Source organism: Empedobacter sp. UBA7620 (assembly GCF_002484185.1).
In the GTDB taxonomy this organism is placed as follows: Bacteria; Bacteroidota; Bacteroidia; order Flavobacteriales; family Weeksellaceae; genus Empedobacter; species Empedobacter falsenii_C.
This window is the reverse complement of the sequence record NZ_DLJI01000021.1, coordinates 32166-51417: the sequence shown is the minus strand read 5'-3', so window position 1 is coordinate 51417 and position 19252 is coordinate 32166. Positions and strand designations below refer to the sequence as shown.

The following is a 19252-nucleotide window of genomic DNA, read 5'->3' as shown; positions in this document are numbered from 1 at the left end:
CTGTCTATTAATTAATTAGATTTATAATTATTAACCAAATAAAATAAATTTTATGTTTGAAAGAAGGCAATTTAATTATGAAACGTCAAGTGTTGCGCTACGTGAACTTGCGGAAAAAGGATATCAAGAAGATTTTAATTTATTAGAAAGTGATTTGATTGATCATCCGCACGATTTTAGAATTATTTATATCTATCGTTACGAAGGAAATTCGAACCCTGAAGATGAATCAAGTGTTTACGGAATCGAAAAAATATCGACAGGAGAAAAAGGAGTTTTAGTTGCAGGCAATTTGGGATTTGTACAAACAAATTTAGCATCGATACTTATCCAATTAGAAATTGAGGGCAGAGGTAGAATTCTGAACAACTAAAAACAAAAGCATGAATCAACTACTAAATATTACCATTAAAATATAAAAAAGCGTTACCAAGAAAATTGATAACGCTTTTTTTATTTTTTCGAATAAATTCAACTTCCAAAAGAAAGTTAATCGTTTTCTATTTTTAGTAATAGTCTATATTCAGAAAAACGATGCTCGCGAATAGGTCGTGTAAAAGGTTCTGTTTTGAAATATAAAACTAAACATGGAGAAATATTTTTATATTTTTCTACAAACTCAAACGAAACTAATTCACCATTCTTTATTCGCTGTTTTATTTTGTTGTGATAAGGATACATTTTCCTTTTTATAAAATATTACTTCGCTTTTCTACATAAAACCTTGAACGGAATAGAAAATGCACTATTATATTTTGATTTCAAACGACGAATATCTCTCGAAGCAGATGCTCTTGTAAAATAATCTCCAACTAAAACGCGATAGTCTGGTGAGAAATAAGCTGTTTGCGATGATAAGTCAGGATAAGAACGTGCAAATTCATTTCTTACCTTCTCTGCATCTTTTCTATCTTTCGAATAATAAATCTGAATTTTGAAACCATTAACCTGTGGTGTACCTGCGCAAGGATCATTAGATTGTATAACTGGTTTTTTCTCTGTCGGTTTCTTTACAGTAGTGGTATAACTACAAACAGCATCTTCTTTTGCTTTTAATACATTATTTATTCTACTATCAATTTCCATATTCAATGTACCATTATTGATGATTTGAATAGTATCAATTTTATCTTGAGCAAAAACACAAGAAGAAAAAGTAATAAGGAATAAAAAGATAAATTTTTTCATAAGATGAAATTAATTTGTGCAAATATACTTTTTACAATTAAGTTATTAAATTTTATAGACTTTTATTTTCTTACAACGAATATTGTTCCAATTTTTTTTAACAATCAAATATTTGATTGTTGTTTCGTAAAATCGATTGGCAGATTATAATAAAAACAATAATGATTATTTTTTAAATTATGTTAAATAGCAATTTTTCTTGTTCTAAATCTTTTCTATCAAATCAAATAGATAATATTTATACAGCAATATTTTTTAACAATTAATTTAGAAACGTTTTAAATTAAGCTCAATGACAAAGTTCAGTATGTAAACTTTATGATTTTATTAAGTATTGAAGCTATTTTTGCTGTTAGTTAAGTGTTCAAATAAAAACGAGTTAAAAGAAACAACGAACTGAGATTATTTAAGTAAATGAAGGCAAGATTTCTAAAAAGAATACGTTTATGGAGCTGCGCGATAATACTATCGACGTTCTCCTTAGCAAATGCCCAAGATGCAGGTAAAGGTTACGAATTATTCGAAGCCAACTGTACTGCATGTCACCAGATTGATGGTAAATTAATTGGGCCGGAATTACGTAATGTTGAGAAACGCGTACAAGAAGAAGCTGGACTTGGAAAAGAGTGGTTACACTCTTGGATTAAGGACAACAAAGCTTTACGTGCGTCTGGAGATGCGTATGCAAACAAAATTTTCGCTGAGTACAATAACACTGAAATGTTAGCTTTTCCTAACTTATCTGATGGTGATATTGATAATATTCTAGCGTATACTGCCGATCCTGATGGTGGTAAAAAGGCTTTTGATGATGCAAAAGCTGCAAAAAAGAAAGAAGCTGCTGCTGCTAAAGCTGCTGCTGCCGGAAACGGAGGCGGTGCTGGAACAGGAGTTATCGCAGTTGGATTTGTTGTATTAGCAGCATTATTATTGTGGATTTTGGTTCGCGTTAATGCATTAGTTAAAGCAACTGCAACTGATGATTTAGATTCTAAAGAAGAAAAAGCTGCTTTTTCTTTCGCAAACTTCTTCCAAAAATACCAAAAAGTTGGTGGTGTGTTAATCGCAGTATTAGCATTCTTTGCATTGTACAACGTGTATTGGGGATTAATGGGAATTGGTGTTGATAAAGGTTACGAGCCAGAACAACCAATCTATTTCTCTCACAAAGTTCACGCAGGTGTACAAGGTATCGACTGTCAGTACTGTCACAGTTCTGCTAAATACGGTAAAGTGTCTGGAATTCCTTCACCAAACGTATGTATGAACTGTCACAAAACAATCAAAGAATACAAAGGAGATTACTTCGAAGAAGAATTAATCACTTCTGGTAAATTCGCTGATGAGGAGGCGGTTAAGAACTTCTATACAGGAGAAATCCAAAAAATGTATAAAGCGATTGGATGGAATCCAGAAACGAACAAATACGATGGTCCACAAAAACCAATCGAATGGGTACGTATCCACAATATGCCAGATTTCGTATTCTTTAGCCACGCACAACACGTTGTAGCTGGAGAGAAAGCGATTAAGAAAGCAATTAAAGATGGAACTATTCCAAATGCTAAAGAATTGAACATTGGATCAGGAGACCAAGTTTGTTTTGCATGTCATGGACGTGTTGATGAAATGAACGAAGTAAAAATGGCGAATGATTTCACAATGGGATGGTGTATCGAGTGTCACAGAACTACTGAGGTAGATATGGACAACGAGTATAACAAAGAATATTACGCAGAACTACACGAAAAACTGAAAAAACAGTACGGTGACGCAACTAAGATTACAGTTGATGCTATCGGAGGTTTAGAGTGTGGTAAATGTCATTATTAATATAAAAAAGAGAGGAGTATAAATGGCTTCGAAGAAAAATTACTGGAAAAGTTTTGAGGAGTTAACTGACAATACATTAAATGAAAAGTTAACTACCAACGAATTTGCAGAAGAAATTCCTGTAGATAATTTCTTAGGGAATGATAACGCCATGGAGAATAGTCAAACTTCACGACGTGACTTTTTGAAGATTTTAGGGTTCAGTACAGCTGCTGTTACTTTAGCAGCCTGTGAAGCTCCAATCGTAAAATCTGTTCCTTATGTAGTTAAACCAGAAAATATTATGCCTGGTGTACCTACTTATTATGCATCTACAATTTTTGATGGATACGATTATGCGAACGTATTAGTACGTACAAGAGAAGGTCGTCCAATTAGAATTGATGCTAACAAAGGCGCAAAATATTATGGTTCTACAAATGCACGTGTTCAAGCATCTGTATTATCATTATACGATTCTGATAAAATAAAATCACCTTTAACAAACGCAGGTGAAAACTTCAAAGCAACATCTTGGAAAGAGCTTGATGCACGTGTAACAAAAGCATTAGCATCAGTAGGAGGAAAAAAAGTAGTTATTTTAACTTCATCTTTACCTTCACCAACAACTAAAAAGTTGATTGCTGAGTTTGCAACAAAATATCCAACAACTCAACACGTTGTTTATGATGCAATTTCTTCTACGAATGCATTAGACGCAGCACAAGAAGTTTACGGAAAAAGAGAAATCCCATTCTACGATCTTAAGAATGCTGAATTAGTTGTTTCTTTCAACGCAGATTTCTTAGGTGATTATAATGGTGGTGGAATGGAAGGTGATTATGGTGTTGCTCGTAAACCAGGAGCAAACATGATGCGTCACATCCAAGTAGAATCTGTTCTATCTTTAACAGGAGCTAATGCTGATACACGTTATCCTTTAAAACCAACTGATACTGAAAAAGTATTGGCAGAAGTTTATCAAGGATTAACAAGTGGTTCTGCTTCATCTAAAGAAGCAAAAGCAATTCTTGCTGAATTAAAAGCTAAAGGTTCTAAAGCGGTTGTTATGGCAGATGGTTCGAAAGAAGCATATGTAATTGCATACGCAATTAACCAATTGTTAGGATCAGCTGCAGTTTCTGATAAAGCTGTTTTATTAAAAGAGTCTAACGACGCTGTATTTAATCAATTTGTTGCTGAAGCTAAAGCTGGACAAGTTGGAGTTTTATTAAACTTCCAAACAAATCCAATTTACAATGCTAAAAATGCAAAAGAAATTGAATCCGCTTTCAAAAACATTGGACTTAAAGTTGGTTTAGTTGAAAAATTAGACGAAACTGCATCAGTAATGGACGTTATTGCTCCAGTTACTCATGGTTTAGAGTCTTGGAATGATTTTAACCCATTAACAGGTGTTTATTCATTACAACAACCAACAATTCCACGTGTATTTGATTCTCGTCAATTCCAAGATTCATTAATCGCTTGGATGACAGGAGTAACTAAAGTAACAGAAGTAGAAGATCCAAATGATCCAATTATGGTGATGGCGGTTTCTGCAACAAGACAAAAAGTTTCTCCATATTACTTATATGTAAAACAAAACTGGGAATCAGCTATTTTACCAAAATTAGGTGTAGATTTCAACAAAGCATTATACAATGGTTATAATGAAGGGACTGAAACATCTGCATTTACTGCTAACACTAGTGTTGCTACAGCAGCTGCTACAAAATTAGCTACTGGTAAAGCAACAGAATGGGAAATACAATTCTATTCTAAAGCTGGTTTAGGAGATGGTACACAAGCAAACAATCCTTGGTTACAAGAATTACCAGATCCAATTACACGTAACTCTTGGGATAACTATTTAACAGTTAATCCAAATGATGCGGAAAAATTAGGAATCAAAATTCAAGATAACTACAACGTTACAAACGGAAGAATGCAATTTGACGGTGAGTATGTAAACTTAACTGTTAATGGAGTAGTTTTAGAAAACGTTCCAGTATTCATCCAACCAGGTCAAGCAATCGGAACTGTAGGTTTAGCTTTCGGTTATGGTCGTACAAAAGCTGGTAAAGTTGCAAACAATGTAGGGGTTAATGCTTTCGCATTATATACTGGTAACGTAGGTGCATCTAATGTTAAGATTGAAAAATCTTCTCGTTCAGATAAACACGAATTTGCTAACATGCAACAACAACCAACATTGATGGGACGTTACGAAATTGCAAGAGAAGTTTCTTTAGCAGATTTCATCAACACAGATCGTCAAGAATGGAATCCAGTTGCGAAGATGCCAACATGGAGAGGAGATTCTCCAGTAGGTGAAGTTGACTTATGGGCTAGTTTTGATCGTTCTACAGGACCTCACTTCAATTTAACAATTGATATGAACTCTTGTACAGGATGTGGAGCGTGTGTGATTGCTTGTCAAGCAGAAAACAACGTACCAACTGTTGGTAAAGAGCAAATGCGTATGTCGAGAGATATGTATTGGTTAAGAATTGACCGTTACTACTCTGATGTTACTTACCAAGATAAAGACGGAAAATTAACTCAAAAAGTTGCGTTAGAATCTGATCCAGATAACGAACCACAACAATATACACGTTTAATTAAGCCAGAGGCTGAAAATCCAGATGTGATTTTCCAACCATTAATGTGTCAACACTGTAACCACGCTCCTTGTGAGACTGTGTGTCCAGTAGGTGCAACATCTCATGGTCGTCAAGGTCAAAACATGATGGCTTATAACCGTTGTGTTGGTACTCGTTACTGTGCAAATAACTGTCCTTACAAAGTACGTCGTTTCAACTGGTTTAACTGGGCGAACAATGACAAATACGACTTCCACATGAACAATGATTTAGGTCGTATGGTACTTAACCCAGACGTTGTTGTACGTACACGAGGAGTAATTGAGAAATGTTCATTCTGTATCCAACAAACTCAAGCTGCAATCTTAAAAGCTAAGAAAGAGAACAGAGTAGTTAAAGACGAAGAGTTTATGGCTGCTGCTGCTTGTGCTGCTGCTTGTGGAACAGGTGCGATGAAATTTGGTGATATCAATGATGATAAATCTGAAGTAAGAGCTGCATCGAAAGATAAACGTTCTTATGTTTTATTAGAAGAAATTGGTACAAAACCAAACGTTATCTATCAAGTAAAAGTTAGAAACAGAAAAGAACAAGCTTAATTAAATTAGTAAAGAATTAATAAGGTAAACAAATATGTCACATTACGAATCACAGGTAAGAGAACCCCTTATTTTAGGACATAAAACCTACCACGATATCACAGTAGACATTGCTCGTCCAATTGAGACGCCAGCAAGTAAGTTGTGGTGGACATGTTTCAGTATAGCAATGGTTGCATTCATCTTTGGTGTTGGAGCAATTGCTTATACAGTAGGAACTGGTATTGGTGTATGGGGATTGAATAGAACGATTAACTGGGGATGGGATATCACCAACTTCGTATGGTGGGTAGGTATCGGTCACGCTGGTACGTTAATCTCAGCCGTTTTATTATTATTCCGTCAAAAATGGAGAATGTCGGTTAACCGTTCTGCGGAAGCCATGACAATCTTCGCCGTTGTACAGGCAGCGTTATTCCCTGTAATTCACATGGGTCGTCCATGGTTAATGTACTGGGTATTCCCAATTCCTAACCAATTTGGATCTTTATGGCCTAACTTTAACTCACCATTATTATGGGACGTATTCGCGATTTCTACGTATTTCTCTGTATCAACAGTTTTCTGGTTGATGGGATTAATTCCTGACTTCGCTATGGTACGTGACCGTGCAACAAAACCATTCGCTAAGAAAATCTACGGAATCTTATCATTCGGATGGGGAGGTGGAGCAAAACATTGGCAACGTTTCGAAGAGTTATCTTTGGTATTAGCTGGTTTATGTACACCATTAGTATTCTCGGTACACACGATTGTATCTTTTGACTTCGCAACGTCGGTAATCAAAGGATGGCACTCAACAGTATATCCTCCATATTTCGTTGCCGGAGCTATTTTCTCTGGTTTCGCGATGGTACAAACATTATTAAGTGTAATGCGTAAAGTTTTACACTACGAAGATTATATCACACGTAAACACATCGAGTACATGAACATTGTAATCGTTGTAACAGGTGGTATGGTTGCAGTAGCATACTTAACAGAGTTATGGATCGCTTGGTATTCAGGATCTCGTTACGAAGACTTTACATACTTCTCTCCAGGAGCAGCAACAGGACCTTATTGGTGGGCATTCTGGGCGTTAATTATCTGTAACGTTTTAGTACCAGGATTATTATGGATTCGTCCAATTAGAAGAAACTTCTTCTGGACATTCGTTATCTCTATCGTAGTTAACATCGGTATGTGGTTCGAGCGTTTTGATATTATCGTTATCAACTTATCTCGTGACTATTTACCATCAAGCTGGACAATGTTTATGCCTTCATGGGTAGACGTAGGTATCTTCTTAGGTACTATGGGATTCTTTTCTGTGTTATACTTATTGTACGCACGTACATTCCCAGTTATTTCACAATCTGAATTAAAAACTATTTTGAAATCATCAGGCGAAAGCTATAAAAAACATCATACTGAAGATGAGCATCACGAACACTAAAATCGTTTATGGTCTTTACGGAGACGATGATGATTTATTAAAAGCAGTAAAATCTATTCGTAAACAAGGTATTACGATAGATGAAGTATATACACCTTTCCCTGTACACGGTTTAGATAAAGCCTTAGGATTAAAGAAAACTCGTATTTCTGACCTTGCTTTCTTCTACGGTGCATTTGGTACAACGTTAGCATCTTTGATGACATGGTTTATTATGAACCATGACTGGGCTCAAGATATTGGAGGGAAACCATCTTTTTCTTGGGGTGAGAATATGCCAGCTTTCGTTCCTATTATGTTCGAGTTGACAGTATTCTGTGCAGCGCACTTTATGTCATTAACATACTTAGTGCGTAATAAAATGTATCCAGGAGCTAAAGCTAAAAATCCAGATCCACGTACAACAGATGATAAATTCTTAATCGAAATCAGAACTGCTGATGTTGAGAAAATCAAAAATGTATTTGTAGAGACTGGTGCTGAAGAAGTAACTGTAAAAGGTGATGTAGTCGTAGAACCAAGTGTTAACAATTTAGTACAAGAAGCATAATGAAAAAGATAGCATTACTTATAGGATTAGGAAGTATTATTATCACTTCTTGTTCTGATAAAAAACGTCACGCAAGTATCGTATATATGCCAGATATGTATTATCCTACGGCATATGATCCTTACGAAAAGGCAACTTTTGGTTACCCTCATGACGAAGAAAATTCTGAAGTTCCTGTATTAAGTAAAAATCACAATATGTCTGCATTAGAATCTGTAGAAGGTGCTGTTGCAAGAACAGATGGTGATATTTTACCATGGACTTACAAAAACAATAACGCTGGTTATGCACAAGCAAAAGCAGTAACTGTTTCTCCTTTGAATGCGGCTAACAAAGCTGCAGATTTAGAAAGAGGTAAGTTATTGTTTGGACAAAACTGTGCAGTTTGTCACGGTGACGCTGGTGATGGACAAGGATCAATCGTAAAATCTAAAGCTTATTCAGGTGTTCCTAATTATAGCGAAAGAGATGTTACAGTAGGTTCTGTTTATCATGTAATTATGTACGGAAAAAATGCGATGGGTTCTTACGCATCTCAATTGACTCCTGCAGACCGTTGGAGAGTTGCTGAATATGTAATGAGTTTGAAAGGTGCTACTACAGCTGCCGCTGCTCCAGCCGGAGAAGCAACTGCTGAAGCAAAACCTGCAACAGAAACTGAAACAGCAACTAATAAATAATAAAATAAGTTAATTATTATGCAATATACATTTTCCCCAAAATTAAAAAATGCATCACTTATCTTAGCTGTTATAGGTGTTGTACTTTACGGGATAGGATTTTTCTTACATCAACAAGATGTTGCTAATTCAACTGAATATATTAACGGTTTGATTGAAGCTCACCCAACTCAATTTTTTGGTGACTACATTTCAGATTCTTATGCATCTATGAATACAGATCATGCTGGACACATGGAGCATTTGACAAATTTATTGAAAAACAGACCTTGGGCAGCTTTCTATGTACCAGCTTATTTATCGTTTGGTATTGCGGCGTCTGCGTTGTTTTTCTTATGTATTCAATTCGTAGCTAACGCTGGTTGGTCTATGGTAGTATCTCGTGTTATGGAGGCTATCGCATCATTTTTACCAGTAGGTTCTGTACTTGTAGCTATCATCGTTTTAGGATCTTATTTTCACATGAATCACTTATTCCACTGGATGGATGCTGATTTAATAAATCCTGATAGCGAGAAGTATGATATCTTCATGGCGAACAAAGCTCAACTTTGGTTAAGCCCTAACTTCTGGTTAGTACGTTGTGTTATTTACTTAGTAGTATTATCTTTAATGTTACCAGTAATTAAAAACGCAACACGTAAATTAGATGAGACAAACGGAGACTTAAAAGTGTACGCTCAATTGTACAAAAAATCAGTAATTTACTTAGTGATTTTCGCAATTTGTTCTGCAGCATTTGCTTGGGATTTCGTGATGTCTTTAGATCCACACTGGTTCTCTTCATTATTTATGTGGTACGGAATGGTTTCATACTTAGTTTCTGCGGTTTCTATTATGGCAATTATTTCTATCTACTTAAAAAGAAAGAACGCTTTACCATTATTTAATGATAACCACTTACATGATTTAACAAAATACATGTTCGGTTTCTCATTATTATGGTCTTACCTATGGTTCTGTCAATTCATGTTACAATGGTACGCAAACATTCCTGAGGAAGCTCAATACTTCCAACAACGTATGGCGCAATACCCATTATATTTCTGGATGTTGATCATTAACTTAGTAGCTCCATTCTTGATTTTAATTTCATCAAGCATGAAACGTCGTTACCAAATCGTTTTCGCGATGGGATTCGTTATCATCTTCGGACACTACTGGGATTTCTACAACCAAATTATGCCAGCAGCTGTTGGACCATTCCACAACTTTGGTTTAATGGAAATTGGAGCATTAGTTGGAATCGGAGGATTATTTACATTCGTAGTTATGAATGCAGTTTCTAAATTAAACTTAGAAGCAAAAGGTCACCCTTACTTCCACGAATCAAAAATTTATGAATATCCTTTCTAATTAGAAAGATGTTATAAAACCTAAAAAGCTCGATGCATTTGCATCGAGCTTTTTTTATTTGATTAATAATTGTTATTTTATTCTTGAATTGTTCTACGTTTTATTTCCAAATCAACCAAGAAATGATCGACATCGTCATCTGTTGATAGATTTCCAACCACGTAAACACCTTTGTCTCCGTTTTGATTATTGATTATACCATAAACAGAAGATTCGTCATCAGGATCAGACATTCCTTCGTAACGATAAATGCATACGATATCAAAGATTTCAGGGGCTTGTTTTAATTGATTTTTTTCGATATTATAGTCAATAGTAAAACCATTTTCTTTTAGTTCGTCTAAAGCTTCGTTCGTTGTTTTGTAGCGGTATTGGATTTTTTCTTTCATAATTTTAATAGTTTAATTATTGATTCTCAAATACTATTCCAATCAGTATATTCATTAAAATATTGTAAAGTCTTTTTTGGTAAGGTTATTGTCTTATCTCAAAATGAATATAATGAATATGATTATGAAACTAACAGTATTAAAAAAAATCAACTTGATTGCCTTTTTTGCTTTCGCTGCTTTATTTTTGGTATCGTGTGATGGTTCTCAACTATATATGGGTTAGAGCATCAGCATAAACACAAAAAGAAGTATAAGAAATATCCGAAATACGAAGTGAGATATGACGACCATCGTAGCTTACCACCAGGTCAACACAAAAAGGTACATGGTGATAAATCTGCAAAACGATATGCACCAGGTCAACAAAAGAAAAATAATGGGAATTATTATAAAAAGAAAGGGCATCATAAACATCATAATGATTAAAAAAGAAAAGGATTGAACATTGTTCAATCCTTTTCTTTTTTAATATCTAAAAATTGTTTTACTCTACAACTTCCATTTCTACGTTTAATGTTCCCGAATTAATAGAACCTATAGAAGTAAACGCTGCTTTACTCAAATCCAATAAACGAGATTTTGTATGTGGTCCTCTATCGTTTATTTTTACAACAACAGATTTTCCGTTATTTGTATTGGTTACTTTGACTTTTGTACCGAATGGTAAAGTTTTGTGGGCTGCAGTTAAGTTATTTTTGTTATATAACTCGCCACTAGAAGTTTTTTTACCGTGAAATTTATCAGCATACCATGATACAATTCCACTTACTTTTTTTCCAGCTTTTTCAACAATTTCCGAAATCGCAGTGTTATCTGTTTTATTAAAATCTGAAAATTTATTGATTATATTAAGTTTCAAATTTTTAGTTATAGTAACTGGTAACGGATTTTCTATTGAAAAGTTTGATTTTCCTTTAGCTTGAGCCATTGGGATAATCATCAGCATTACTAATAATGTTAAAATATTCTTTGTCATTCTTTAGTTCTTTCTGAATCTTTATCTAAAATAAGCATAATAGATTTTGTTTGTACATGCATAGTTTTTTCTAATGATTTTCAGAAAATAAAAGAGACCTAAATGTCTATGTTTAGTAGCTTTATAAAGAATTGTTAACTATAAGTTAAAAATATAGTTACTTATTAAAATTTTTAAGAACTATTTGTAATTTTTATGTAAATATTTATTAGTCAGTGAGTTGTGATTTTAATCAGTAAATGTTAAATTAAATGACGCGATTAAGATGTTGATTTAAGATATTTTTTAATCCAGTAAAATGCATAATTTGTTGAAGAATTTGACTTGTTTCTTCGATTGATAATTCAGGATTTTTTGTTTGATGCATCAATTCTTTAATCACATTATCTATGTAAATAATTTTGAAGCGAAGTAAAACATCAAATAAATCTTTGTGCACAAATTCTTCTTTTTTCTTAATGTTGATGCCTTGCTTTACTGTCCAGTTTTCGCTTAAACTATGTTTTTCTAACATCATTTCCGAAGCAAGCTGTACAATTTCTGGATTGGTTAATCGAGAAAAATAAGTTCCTGTTCGCAATTCATCATTTCCCAAACCAACTTTCACTTCTTCTAAAATAGATTGATAAAGTGGATTACTCAAACTTAACTCGTTTTCATCAAATTGAGAAATGATTTCTTGGTTAACTGTTGTTTTGTATAGCTCGTTGTTCTCGTTCTTCAAATCAACTTCTAAATCACCAAATTGCATAATCAACTTAATGATTTCATTTTCTACAGTTTGCTGAACATTGATGACTTCTTTTGTAGACGGAAAAACCGAAATAGCAGGTTTTTTAGTTCGCGCATTATCGGTAATATGAGAAGACGAAGAAGTCGATTTATCGCCAGAATTTTGCAATTGAGCCAATTCTTTGAACAAAACTTCTTCTCGAATTTCCATTATTTTAGAAGTTTCTGCAATGTAAACTTCTTGCTTGATAATATTCGGAATAAGCGAAATTGATTTTACAATTTCTCTAATTAATTCAGCTTTTTTGATTGGATCATTCTTCGCATCTTCCAACAAAACATTTGCTTTGAAACGAATAAAATCAGATGCGTTTTCTTTTATATACGCTTCGATTTCAGTTGTCGAATGTTTTTTCGCAAACGAATCTGGATCTTCGCCTTCTGGTAACAAAAGAATTTTGACATTCATTTCTTGTTCCAAAATCATATCAATTCCACGGAAAGACGCTTTGATACCAGCATTATCACCATCGTACATCACAATGATATTCTCTGTCAAACGTTTTATCAAACGAATTTGTTCATTTGTAAGTGCTGTTCCAGAACTCGCTACTACATTTTGAATTCCGGCTTGATGCAAAGACAAAACATCTGTATAACCTTCGACCAAGAAACATTGATCAGCTTTTGTAATGTGTTGTTTCGCCTGAAATAATCCGTATAACGTTTTACTTTTATGGTAAATTTTATTTTCGGGAGAGTTTAAATATTTTGCTGCTTTGGCATCATTTCGCAAAATTCGTCCACCAAAACCCAACGTACGTCCCGAAAAACTATAAATAGGAAACATTACACGCTCGCGAAACTTGTCATATTTCTTATTATCTTCTTTGAAAGTTGCTAAACCAGCTTCTTCAATCAATTCTTTCGAATAACCATTTTTTAAGGCATATTCAGCAAAAGCATCCCATTGTTTTGGCGAATAACCAAGTTCAAATTTGTCGATGGTTTCTTTGGTAAAGCCACGTTCGCGGAAATAACTTAATCCAATCAAATTTCCTTCTTCCGAATTATGCAATTGATTAGTGAAGAATTTCTTCGCAAAATCAGTCAAGATATATAAACTTTCGCGGTCTTTTTCCTCTTGTTGTTGCTCAAAAGTATATTCACCATCTTCTTCAATCTCGATGTTATAACGTTTTGCCAACCATCGCAAGGCTTCTGGATAAGTAAATTGTTCAACTTCCATCAAAAAAGTCACAACATTTCCACCTCTTCCAGAAGAAAAATCTTTCCAGATTTGTTTGGCAGGTGAAACAACAAAAGAAGGTGTTTTTTCGTTCCCAAAAGGCGAGAGTCCTTTTAAGCTAGAACCTGCACGTTTTAAGGTTACAAAATCACCAACAACTTCTTCTACACGAGCTGTTTCTAAAATTATATCTATCGTTCTTTGAGAAATCAAATTGAATTATTTTTTAGAATTATGTAAACAAATTAATTCTCAAAATTAAAACAAATTCTTTACTTGGCTTCATCTTTTCAAAACCTTTGTAGAAATGTATTTTAACATTTTTGAGATTTGGTATGATATTCGTTTATTAGACTGAAACTTGAAATTAAATTTTATGAAATCAATAATTTTAAAAATATCTTTTTCAGCAATTTTAGCAACAGGATTCTTAACATCTTGTTCTACTGTTAATAACGTGATAGGTAATACTGAAAACACAAATAACAACTCTATTTTAGGAAAATGGGAGTTGAGCCAAATCAATTTTATGAAGGCAGGTTCTATTGCAGAAGCTTATCCAATGGGAACTCCTTACCTTAATTTTATTTCGAATAGTATGTTAAATGCTTCGGATGGTTGTAACACTTTGAATGGAGGAGTTACAATTTCTGGAAATGAAATTACATTTGGTAATATGATGTCTACGATGAAAGCTTGTCAAAATGTAGAAGATTCTAATTTCAGTTCAAAATTAAACGGAAAATTAAAATACTCTATTTCAGATAATAAATTATTATTAATTCAAGGAGATATTGTCATCATGACTTTTGTTCGTCCTGGTACTTTAGCAGGTTCTTGGGAATTAGAAGAATTTATTGGTAAAGATAGAAGTGCAAAATCATTAGATGATCGTTTCCCAAATCAAAAACCTACATTAACATTCCAAAATAACAAAGTTTCTGGTAATGATGGATGTAATAATTTGACAGGAGCTTATGTAGCAGTTGGTAATTCATTGACTGTAAAAAACATCGCAACAACACGTATGGCTTGTCAAGGTGTAGATTCTGATGCTTTTGGAGAGCGTTTTAATAATGTAAATAAATACGAAATTGTAGACGGAAAATTAGTTTTGTTTGCAAATGATGTTAAAACAATGGTTTTCAAGAAAAAATAATGAAATTCAATTCATAAATCATTAAAGCTGTCATTTTTTGACAGCTTTTTTATTTTTATATTTGTAGACTTTTTAAAAGGAGAGAAAGATGAAATTTCCACAAACACATCAATTAAAAGATATAGCATCAATTATCGATGCAAAATTTATTGGAGACGAAAATTTTCCAGTAGAAGGAATCAATGAAATTCACCGTGTAGAAGCGGGAGATATAGTTTTTGTTGATCATCCAAAATATTATGATAAAGCGTTACAATCGAATGCTACAATTGTTTTGATAAACAAAGAAGTTGATTGTCCAGAAGGAAAAGCTTTGTTGATTTCTGATGATCCTTTCCGTGATTTTGTCAAAATTGGACAACATTTTATGGCGTTTGAAGCTGCTACAAAACAAATTTCTGATTCTGCAGAAATAGGTGAAGGAACAATTATTCAACCAGGTGCATTTGTTGGTAATCATGTCAAAATTGGAAAAAATTGTGTGATTCATTCTAATGTTTCAATCAATGATTATGCAATTATCGGAGATAATGTAATTATTCGTTCGGGAACAGTTTTAGGAGCTGATGCATTTTACTACAAAAACCGCGAAACAGGTTTTGATCGTTTAAAATCTGTCGGAAATGTTATCATCGAAAATAATGTAGAAATTGGTGCGAATTGTACGATAGATAGAGGAGTTTCTGCGTCTACAATTATTGGAGAAGGAACAATAATGGATAATTTAATTCAGATTGGTCATGATACAATTATTGGTAAAAAATGTTTGATTGCTTCGCAAGTCGGAATTGCTGGTTGTGTAAATGTAGAAGACGAAGTTTCTATTTGGGGACAAGTTGGGATTACAAGTGGTGTAACAATCGGTACAAAAGCGGTGTTATTAGCACAAGCAGGGGTTAGTAAATCTTTGGAAGGAGGAAAAACATATTTTGGTTATCCGGCAGAAGAGGCTCGTGGCTTGTATAAAAAAATGGCTGTCACAGAGATAATGGTTCGCGATTACAAGAGAAAATAAAATTATTTATAGAATATATTTGCAGCCGACCGTTTGGTCGGCTTTTTTTATGATAAATATCTTATACTTTTTTGTCCTGTTCCAATAAAGACTTAGTGTATTTTTTACATTGAATATTTTTTAAAATGCAAAACTCCTTTTATATTTGTGTAAATTAAAAATCACAATGTCTGTATTAGTAAACAAAGATTCAAAAATAATCGTTCAAGGTTTCACAGGGAAAGAAGGAACTTTTCATGCTGAGCAAATGATTGAATATGGAACACAAGTAGTAGGTGGTGTAACTCCAGGAAAAGGAGGACAAACTCACTTAGGGTTACCAATTTTTAACACAGTAAAAGATGCTGTTGATCAAGCAGGAGCAGACGTTTCTATTATTTTCGTTCCACCAGCATTCGCTGCTGACGCTGTAATGGAAGCTGCAGAAGCAGGTATCAAAGTAATTATCTGTATTACAGAAGGTATTCCAGTAGAAGATATGGTAAAAGTACAAGCTTATGTTGACCAAAGAGATGTAACATTAATCGGACCTAACTGTCCTGGTGTTATTACTTCTGAGGAAGCTAAAGTAGGTATTATGCCAGGTTTCATTTTCAAAAAAGGTAAAGTTGGTATCGTTTCTAAATCAGGAACTTTAACTTACGAAGCTGCTGATCAAGTTGTAAAAGCTGGTTACGGAATTTCTACAGCAATCGGAATTGGTGGAGATCCAATTATTGGTACTACAACAAAAGAAGCTGTTGAATTATTTATGAATGACCCAGAAACTGAGTGTATCGTAATGATTGGTGAAATCGGTGGACAATTAGAAGCTGAGGCTGCTCGTTGGATTAAAGCAAATGGAACTAAACCAGTTGTAGGATTTATCGCAGGACAAACTGCACCAAAAGGTCGTACAATGGGACACGCTGGAGCTATCGTAGGTGGAGCTGATGATACAGCACAAGCTAAAATGGCAATTATGGAAGAATGTGGAATCCACGTTGTTGCATCTCCTGCTGATATCGGAGCTACAGTTGCAAAAGTTTTAGGATAAGAAATATTCTTAATCAAAATAGTAAAGGAACTCAAATTTGAGTTCCTTTTTTTATTTCATAGTATCTTTTTAAGATGAGATTTCTGTCACTCATTAATTTTTTTACGTTTAAATGACAATTAAAAATCCCACGATTTAGAATGAATACATAATTAAAATATAAGTTGTTTTAATAAAGTAAATTGACGTGTTTAAAAAAAGTGATTCATCATTTTATTAAAATAATTTATTATACTTAATTAACTTTTTTCTTCTCATAACTCAATAAAAAAATTGTCGAAACAATCAATAAACTGCCAATCCAATCAAGGATACCAAAAGAAACATTAAGCCAAAGTATTGCAATAATTGTTGCAGAAAGAGGTTCAGCAGAAGCAAGTAAACTACTTTTTTGACCACCAATAATTTGTACTGCGGTTAGGTATAAATAGAAGGGAATTAATGTTCCAAAAAGAATGATGAATAAAGTATATAAATATGTTTTCTGATCCCAAATACCATCTATTGACCAAGGAGCTTTAACAAACGAAAAGGCTAATCCACCGATTAACATTCCCCAACCGATAATTGTTGCCGAATTGTATTTTTGCAATAATGGAATAGGTTGTAACGTATAAATTGCTAAAGCTACAGCAGATCCTAAACCAAAAAATAATGCGGTTGTAGAGATATTTAAGCTATCCAATTTACCATGAGTAACCAACAAGAAAGTACCAATAATAGCAAAAGAAATGGCAATACAATCAATAAAACGAGGAGTTTTTTTATTTTTAAATGCTAAATAAATAGCGATAAGAACTGGACCTGCATATTGTAATACTGTTGCTGTAGCGGCATTAGAGTGTTTGATGGCTGCAAAGTAGGTGTATTGCACCATAAGCATCCCTGTTATCGAGAAAAGTATCAATCGAAAAGCATCCTTTTTATTATGCCAAACATCAACGATTTTAGCTTCTTTCTGGCTTGCAGCATATAACAACAAAATGAAACCCGAAACAAGCATTCTTACTGTAATCATCCATTCTACATTGATGCCACGTTGTTGAAACAAAAATTGCCCAAATGTTCCTGAAATTCCCCATAATGAAGCTGCAATAATTGCAAATAAAAATCCTTTTAACGTCGCATTTTTCATGAATAGAATGTTTGATATATTATTTTGTTTTGCAAAAATAATTGAAATACTATGGTGAAAATCTTTAATTTTATAATGTATTTTGCAACTTTGTTTCATTTAAGCTTTGTTTATGATGGATTTAGACCGATTTGATATAGAAATTCTTGATATTTTACAAAAAGATAACATGACTTCGCAACGTGATATTGGTGATAAAATTGGATTATCTGCAGCGGCAGTTCAACGCCGAATCAAAAAAATGCGTGAGGAAAAAGTAATTCGTGCAGATATTTCTGTCATTAACCCTGAAGAAGTTGCTTCTCAAATTTTATTATTTGTAGAAGTGGATTTGGATACAGATAAAATTGAATTTATTGATGAAATAAAAAACACTTTTAGTCAGGTTCCACAAGTACAACAGTGTTACTATGTGACAGGAGAAGTAGACTTTATACTAATTATGGTTGTTAAGAGCATGCAAGAGTATGAATCATTAATAAGAAAATTGTTTTTAAGTAATTCTAATATTCGACGTTTTAAGACATTTGTCAACATGCATACGGTGAAAGCGGGACTTCAAATTCCATTACCCAAAAAGGATTTTAAATAAAAACATAGTTTACTATTCAGCTTTCACCTTACTTCTTATTATAAAAATCAATTTGTCGTTGAATTGTTTTTTCGGTTTGAATAATGTCTAGTATTAGAATTTTGATGGTTTCTTTTTTGTTCTTTTCTGTTTCATAAAAGTTGGAGTACAAGAAATTCATGAAAAATTCTGTTTTGTTCTTTAAAATGTCTTTTTGTTCTTCAATATTAGACAAAGAAGTAATTTTATCATAATTTATCAAGTCAATTTTGGAAGTTGAAACTGATTTCCAAGCGCTTGTTTTAATCTGAGGAATAAACACGCCTTTACATTTCATTGTGATATCCAAAATGTTAACACTTTTGTTATCAGCATAGTATTCAAGTGAATCGACATAAGAATTTTGCAAAGGAACATTGTATTTTATTTCTTCCGTTGTTTCATTCAATTCACTTTTTATCGTTGAAAATACTTGATTAATATACACTTGGTCTTTTCTATTTGTGTTCCAATTGTCAATAAACAGTGCAATCAAAATACCTACGGTTACAGGAATAATTTCTTTGATAAATTGAATTGAATAATTTTCTAATGCTTTCTTCATTAAATTTAGTTCTCGTTAATTTATATTGATGTGTTAAATCAAACAAATATCTCATATTCATTGGAATGAACCATAACTATTTTTATATTTTTTGAAAAATAGTATCGAAATTTAAACACCAACAATTAAGTTGATGTTTTTGAGAGTTGAATTA

General features: G+C 33.3%; 19 protein-coding genes. 12 read left to right on the top strand and 7 right to left on the bottom strand.

Annotated features, from left to right (window positions below; all coding sequences use genetic code 11):
- Window positions 1-52 precede the first annotated feature (52 nt).
- On the top strand, window positions 53-373 hold the full coding sequence (locus tag B2217_RS04195) for a hypothetical protein (RefSeq protein WP_180906118.1): 321 nt from the start codon (window positions 53-55) through the stop codon (window positions 371-373).
- 116 nt (window positions 374-489) lie between these two features.
- Here B2217_RS04195 and B2217_RS04190 read toward each other — a convergent pair whose 3' ends face one another.
- Entirely contained in the window at window positions 490-681 is a 192-nt protein-coding gene (locus B2217_RS04190) for a hypothetical protein (RefSeq protein ID WP_180906119.1), read from the bottom strand.
- Between the two features lie 18 nt (window positions 682-699).
- The gene (locus tag B2217_RS04185; RefSeq protein WP_180906120.1) at window positions 700-1188 is read right to left on the bottom strand and encodes an SPOR domain-containing protein; all 489 of its coding nucleotides are present in this window, start codon (window positions 1186-1188) and stop codon (window positions 700-702) included.
- 414 nt (window positions 1189-1602) lie between these two features.
- Between B2217_RS04185 and B2217_RS04180 the strand changes: the two genes are divergently transcribed.
- Genes B2217_RS04180 through B2217_RS04155 form a run of 6 tightly spaced genes read left to right on the top strand, consistent with a single transcriptional unit; the run spans window position 1603 to window position 10229 of the window.
- Window positions 1603-3021 (top strand): c-type cytochrome, encoded by a 1419-nt coding sequence (locus tag B2217_RS04180; protein ID WP_180906121.1) that lies wholly within the window; start codon window positions 1603-1605, stop codon window positions 3019-3021.
- Between the two features lie 22 nt (window positions 3022-3043).
- Window positions 3044-6205 (top strand): TAT-variant-translocated molybdopterin oxidoreductase, encoded by a 3162-nt coding sequence (locus tag B2217_RS04175; RefSeq protein WP_291122125.1) that lies wholly within the window; start codon window positions 3044-3046, stop codon window positions 6203-6205.
- Between the two features lie 34 nt (window positions 6206-6239).
- A complete protein-coding gene (gene nrfD, locus B2217_RS04170; protein ID WP_038336919.1) occupies window positions 6240-7643 on the top strand; it encodes an NrfD/PsrC family molybdoenzyme membrane anchor subunit in 1404 nt (467 codons plus the stop codon).
- A complete protein-coding gene (locus B2217_RS04165; protein WP_221627898.1) occupies window positions 7624-8193 on the top strand; it encodes a DUF3341 domain-containing protein in 570 nt (189 codons plus the stop codon). The genes nrfD and B2217_RS04165 overlap by 20 nt, the downstream gene beginning before the upstream one ends.
- On the top strand, window positions 8193-8873 hold the full coding sequence (locus tag B2217_RS04160) for a c-type cytochrome (RefSeq protein WP_180906123.1): 681 nt from the start codon (window positions 8193-8195) through the stop codon (window positions 8871-8873). Before B2217_RS04165 ends, B2217_RS04160 begins: the two co-directional genes overlap by 1 nt.
- 18 nt (window positions 8874-8891) lie before the next feature.
- Window positions 8892-10229, top strand: a complete 1338-nt coding sequence (locus B2217_RS04155; protein WP_180906124.1) for a hypothetical protein — start codon at window positions 8892-8894, stop codon at window positions 10227-10229.
- A 77-nt stretch (window positions 10230-10306) separates the two neighbouring features.
- Here B2217_RS04155 and B2217_RS04150 read toward each other — a convergent pair whose 3' ends face one another.
- A complete protein-coding gene (locus tag B2217_RS04150) occupies window positions 10307-10618 on the bottom strand; it encodes a hypothetical protein (protein ID WP_114999479.1) in 312 nt (103 codons plus the stop codon).
- A 276-nt stretch (window positions 10619-10894) separates the two neighbouring features.
- Between B2217_RS04150 and B2217_RS04145 the strand changes: the two genes are divergently transcribed.
- Window positions 10895-11047 carry a hypothetical protein gene (locus B2217_RS04145; protein ID WP_291122124.1) on the top strand — a complete coding sequence of 51 codons (153 nt, stop codon included), beginning with the start codon at window positions 10895-10897 and terminating at the stop codon, window positions 11045-11047.
- Between the two features lie 58 nt (window positions 11048-11105).
- On the opposite strand, the gene B2217_RS04140 is transcribed toward B2217_RS04145, so the two are convergent.
- Both B2217_RS04140 and dnaG read right to left on the bottom strand, forming a co-directional pair.
- Window positions 11106-11597, bottom strand: coding sequence for a septal ring lytic transglycosylase RlpA family protein (locus B2217_RS04140; RefSeq protein WP_280049577.1), 492 nt, complete (start codon window positions 11595-11597; stop codon window positions 11106-11108).
- Between the two features lie 247 nt (window positions 11598-11844).
- Window positions 11845-13791 carry a DNA primase gene (dnaG, locus tag B2217_RS04135; protein WP_291122123.1) on the bottom strand — a complete coding sequence of 649 codons (1947 nt, stop codon included), beginning with the start codon at window positions 13789-13791 and terminating at the stop codon, window positions 11845-11847.
- Window positions 13792-13954: 163 nt separating this feature from the next.
- Between dnaG and B2217_RS04130 the strand changes: the two genes are divergently transcribed.
- The 3 genes from B2217_RS04130 to sucD all read left to right on the top strand — a co-directional run bounded on the left by B2217_RS04130 (window position 13955) and on the right by sucD (window position 16788).
- Window positions 13955-14737 (top strand): META domain-containing protein, encoded by a 783-nt coding sequence (locus B2217_RS04130; RefSeq protein ID WP_291122122.1) that lies wholly within the window; start codon window positions 13955-13957, stop codon window positions 14735-14737.
- An 88-nt stretch (window positions 14738-14825) separates the two neighbouring features.
- Complete coding sequence (locus B2217_RS04125; RefSeq protein ID WP_291122121.1) at window positions 14826-15752, top strand: UDP-3-O-(3-hydroxymyristoyl)glucosamine N-acyltransferase; 927 nt, start codon at window positions 14826-14828, stop codon at window positions 15750-15752.
- Between the two features lie 166 nt (window positions 15753-15918).
- On the top strand, window positions 15919-16788 hold the full coding sequence (sucD, locus tag B2217_RS04120) for a succinate--CoA ligase subunit alpha (protein ID WP_038337297.1): 870 nt from the start codon (window positions 15919-15921) through the stop codon (window positions 16786-16788).
- Between the two features lie 235 nt (window positions 16789-17023).
- On the opposite strand, the gene B2217_RS04115 is transcribed toward sucD, so the two are convergent.
- Window positions 17024-18022 carry an EamA family transporter gene (locus tag B2217_RS04115; RefSeq protein WP_244958018.1) on the bottom strand — a complete coding sequence of 333 codons (999 nt, stop codon included), beginning with the start codon at window positions 18020-18022 and terminating at the stop codon, window positions 17024-17026.
- 16 nt (window positions 18023-18038) lie between these two features.
- Here B2217_RS04115 and B2217_RS04110 point away from each other — a divergent pair, with 16 nt between their 5' ends.
- Complete coding sequence (locus B2217_RS04110) at window positions 18039-18515, top strand: Lrp/AsnC family transcriptional regulator (protein WP_244958019.1); 477 nt, start codon at window positions 18039-18041, stop codon at window positions 18513-18515.
- A gap of 28 nt (window positions 18516-18543) precedes the next feature.
- On the opposite strand, the gene B2217_RS04105 is transcribed toward B2217_RS04110, so the two are convergent.
- Window positions 18544-19098: a hypothetical protein gene (locus B2217_RS04105; RefSeq protein WP_038334092.1), complete on the bottom strand. Its 555-nt coding sequence runs from the start codon at window positions 19096-19098 to the stop codon at window positions 18544-18546.
- Window positions 19099-19252 lie beyond the last annotated feature (154 nt).

Bases quoted from the DNA above. Each gene is read 5' to 3' on its own strand.
- B2217_RS04195 (WP_180906118.1), top strand. From the start codon at position 53: ATGTTTGAAAGAAGGCAATTTAATTATGAAACGTCAAGTGTTGCGCTA.
- B2217_RS04190 (WP_180906119.1), bottom strand. From the start codon at position 681: ATGTATCCTTATCACAACAAAATAAAACAGCGAATAAAGAATGGTGAA.
- B2217_RS04185 (WP_180906120.1), bottom strand. From the start codon at position 1,188: ATGAAAAAATTTATCTTTTTATTCCTTATTACTTTTTCTTCTTGTGTT.
- B2217_RS04180 (WP_180906121.1), top strand. From the start codon at position 1,603: ATGAAGGCAAGATTTCTAAAAAGAATACGTTTATGGAGCTGCGCGATA.
- B2217_RS04175 (WP_291122125.1), top strand. From the start codon at position 3,044: ATGGCTTCGAAGAAAAATTACTGGAAAAGTTTTGAGGAGTTAACTGAC.
- nrfD (WP_038336919.1), top strand. From the start codon at position 6,240: ATGTCACATTACGAATCACAGGTAAGAGAACCCCTTATTTTAGGACAT.
- B2217_RS04165 (WP_221627898.1), top strand. From the start codon at position 7,624: ATGAGCATCACGAACACTAAAATCGTTTATGGTCTTTACGGAGACGAT.
- B2217_RS04160 (WP_180906123.1), top strand. From the start codon at position 8,193: ATGAAAAAGATAGCATTACTTATAGGATTAGGAAGTATTATTATCACT.
- B2217_RS04155 (WP_180906124.1), top strand. From the start codon at position 8,892: ATGCAATATACATTTTCCCCAAAATTAAAAAATGCATCACTTATCTTA.
- B2217_RS04150 (WP_114999479.1), bottom strand. From the start codon at position 10,618: ATGAAAGAAAAAATCCAATACCGCTACAAAACAACGAACGAAGCTTTA.
- B2217_RS04140 (WP_280049577.1), bottom strand. From the start codon at position 11,597: ATGACAAAGAATATTTTAACATTATTAGTAATGCTGATGATTATCCCA.
- B2217_RS04130 (WP_291122122.1), top strand. From the start codon at position 13,955: ATGAAATCAATAATTTTAAAAATATCTTTTTCAGCAATTTTAGCAACA.
- B2217_RS04125 (WP_291122121.1), top strand. From the start codon at position 14,826: ATGAAATTTCCACAAACACATCAATTAAAAGATATAGCATCAATTATC.
- sucD (WP_038337297.1), top strand. From the start codon at position 15,919: ATGTCTGTATTAGTAAACAAAGATTCAAAAATAATCGTTCAAGGTTTC.
- B2217_RS04115 (WP_244958018.1), bottom strand. From the start codon at position 18,022: ATGAAACAAAGTTGCAAAATACATTATAAAATTAAAGATTTTCACCAT.
- B2217_RS04110 (WP_244958019.1), top strand. From the start codon at position 18,039: ATGGATTTAGACCGATTTGATATAGAAATTCTTGATATTTTACAAAAA.
- B2217_RS04105 (WP_038334092.1), bottom strand. From the start codon at position 19,098: ATGAAGAAAGCATTAGAAAATTATTCAATTCAATTTATCAAAGAAATT.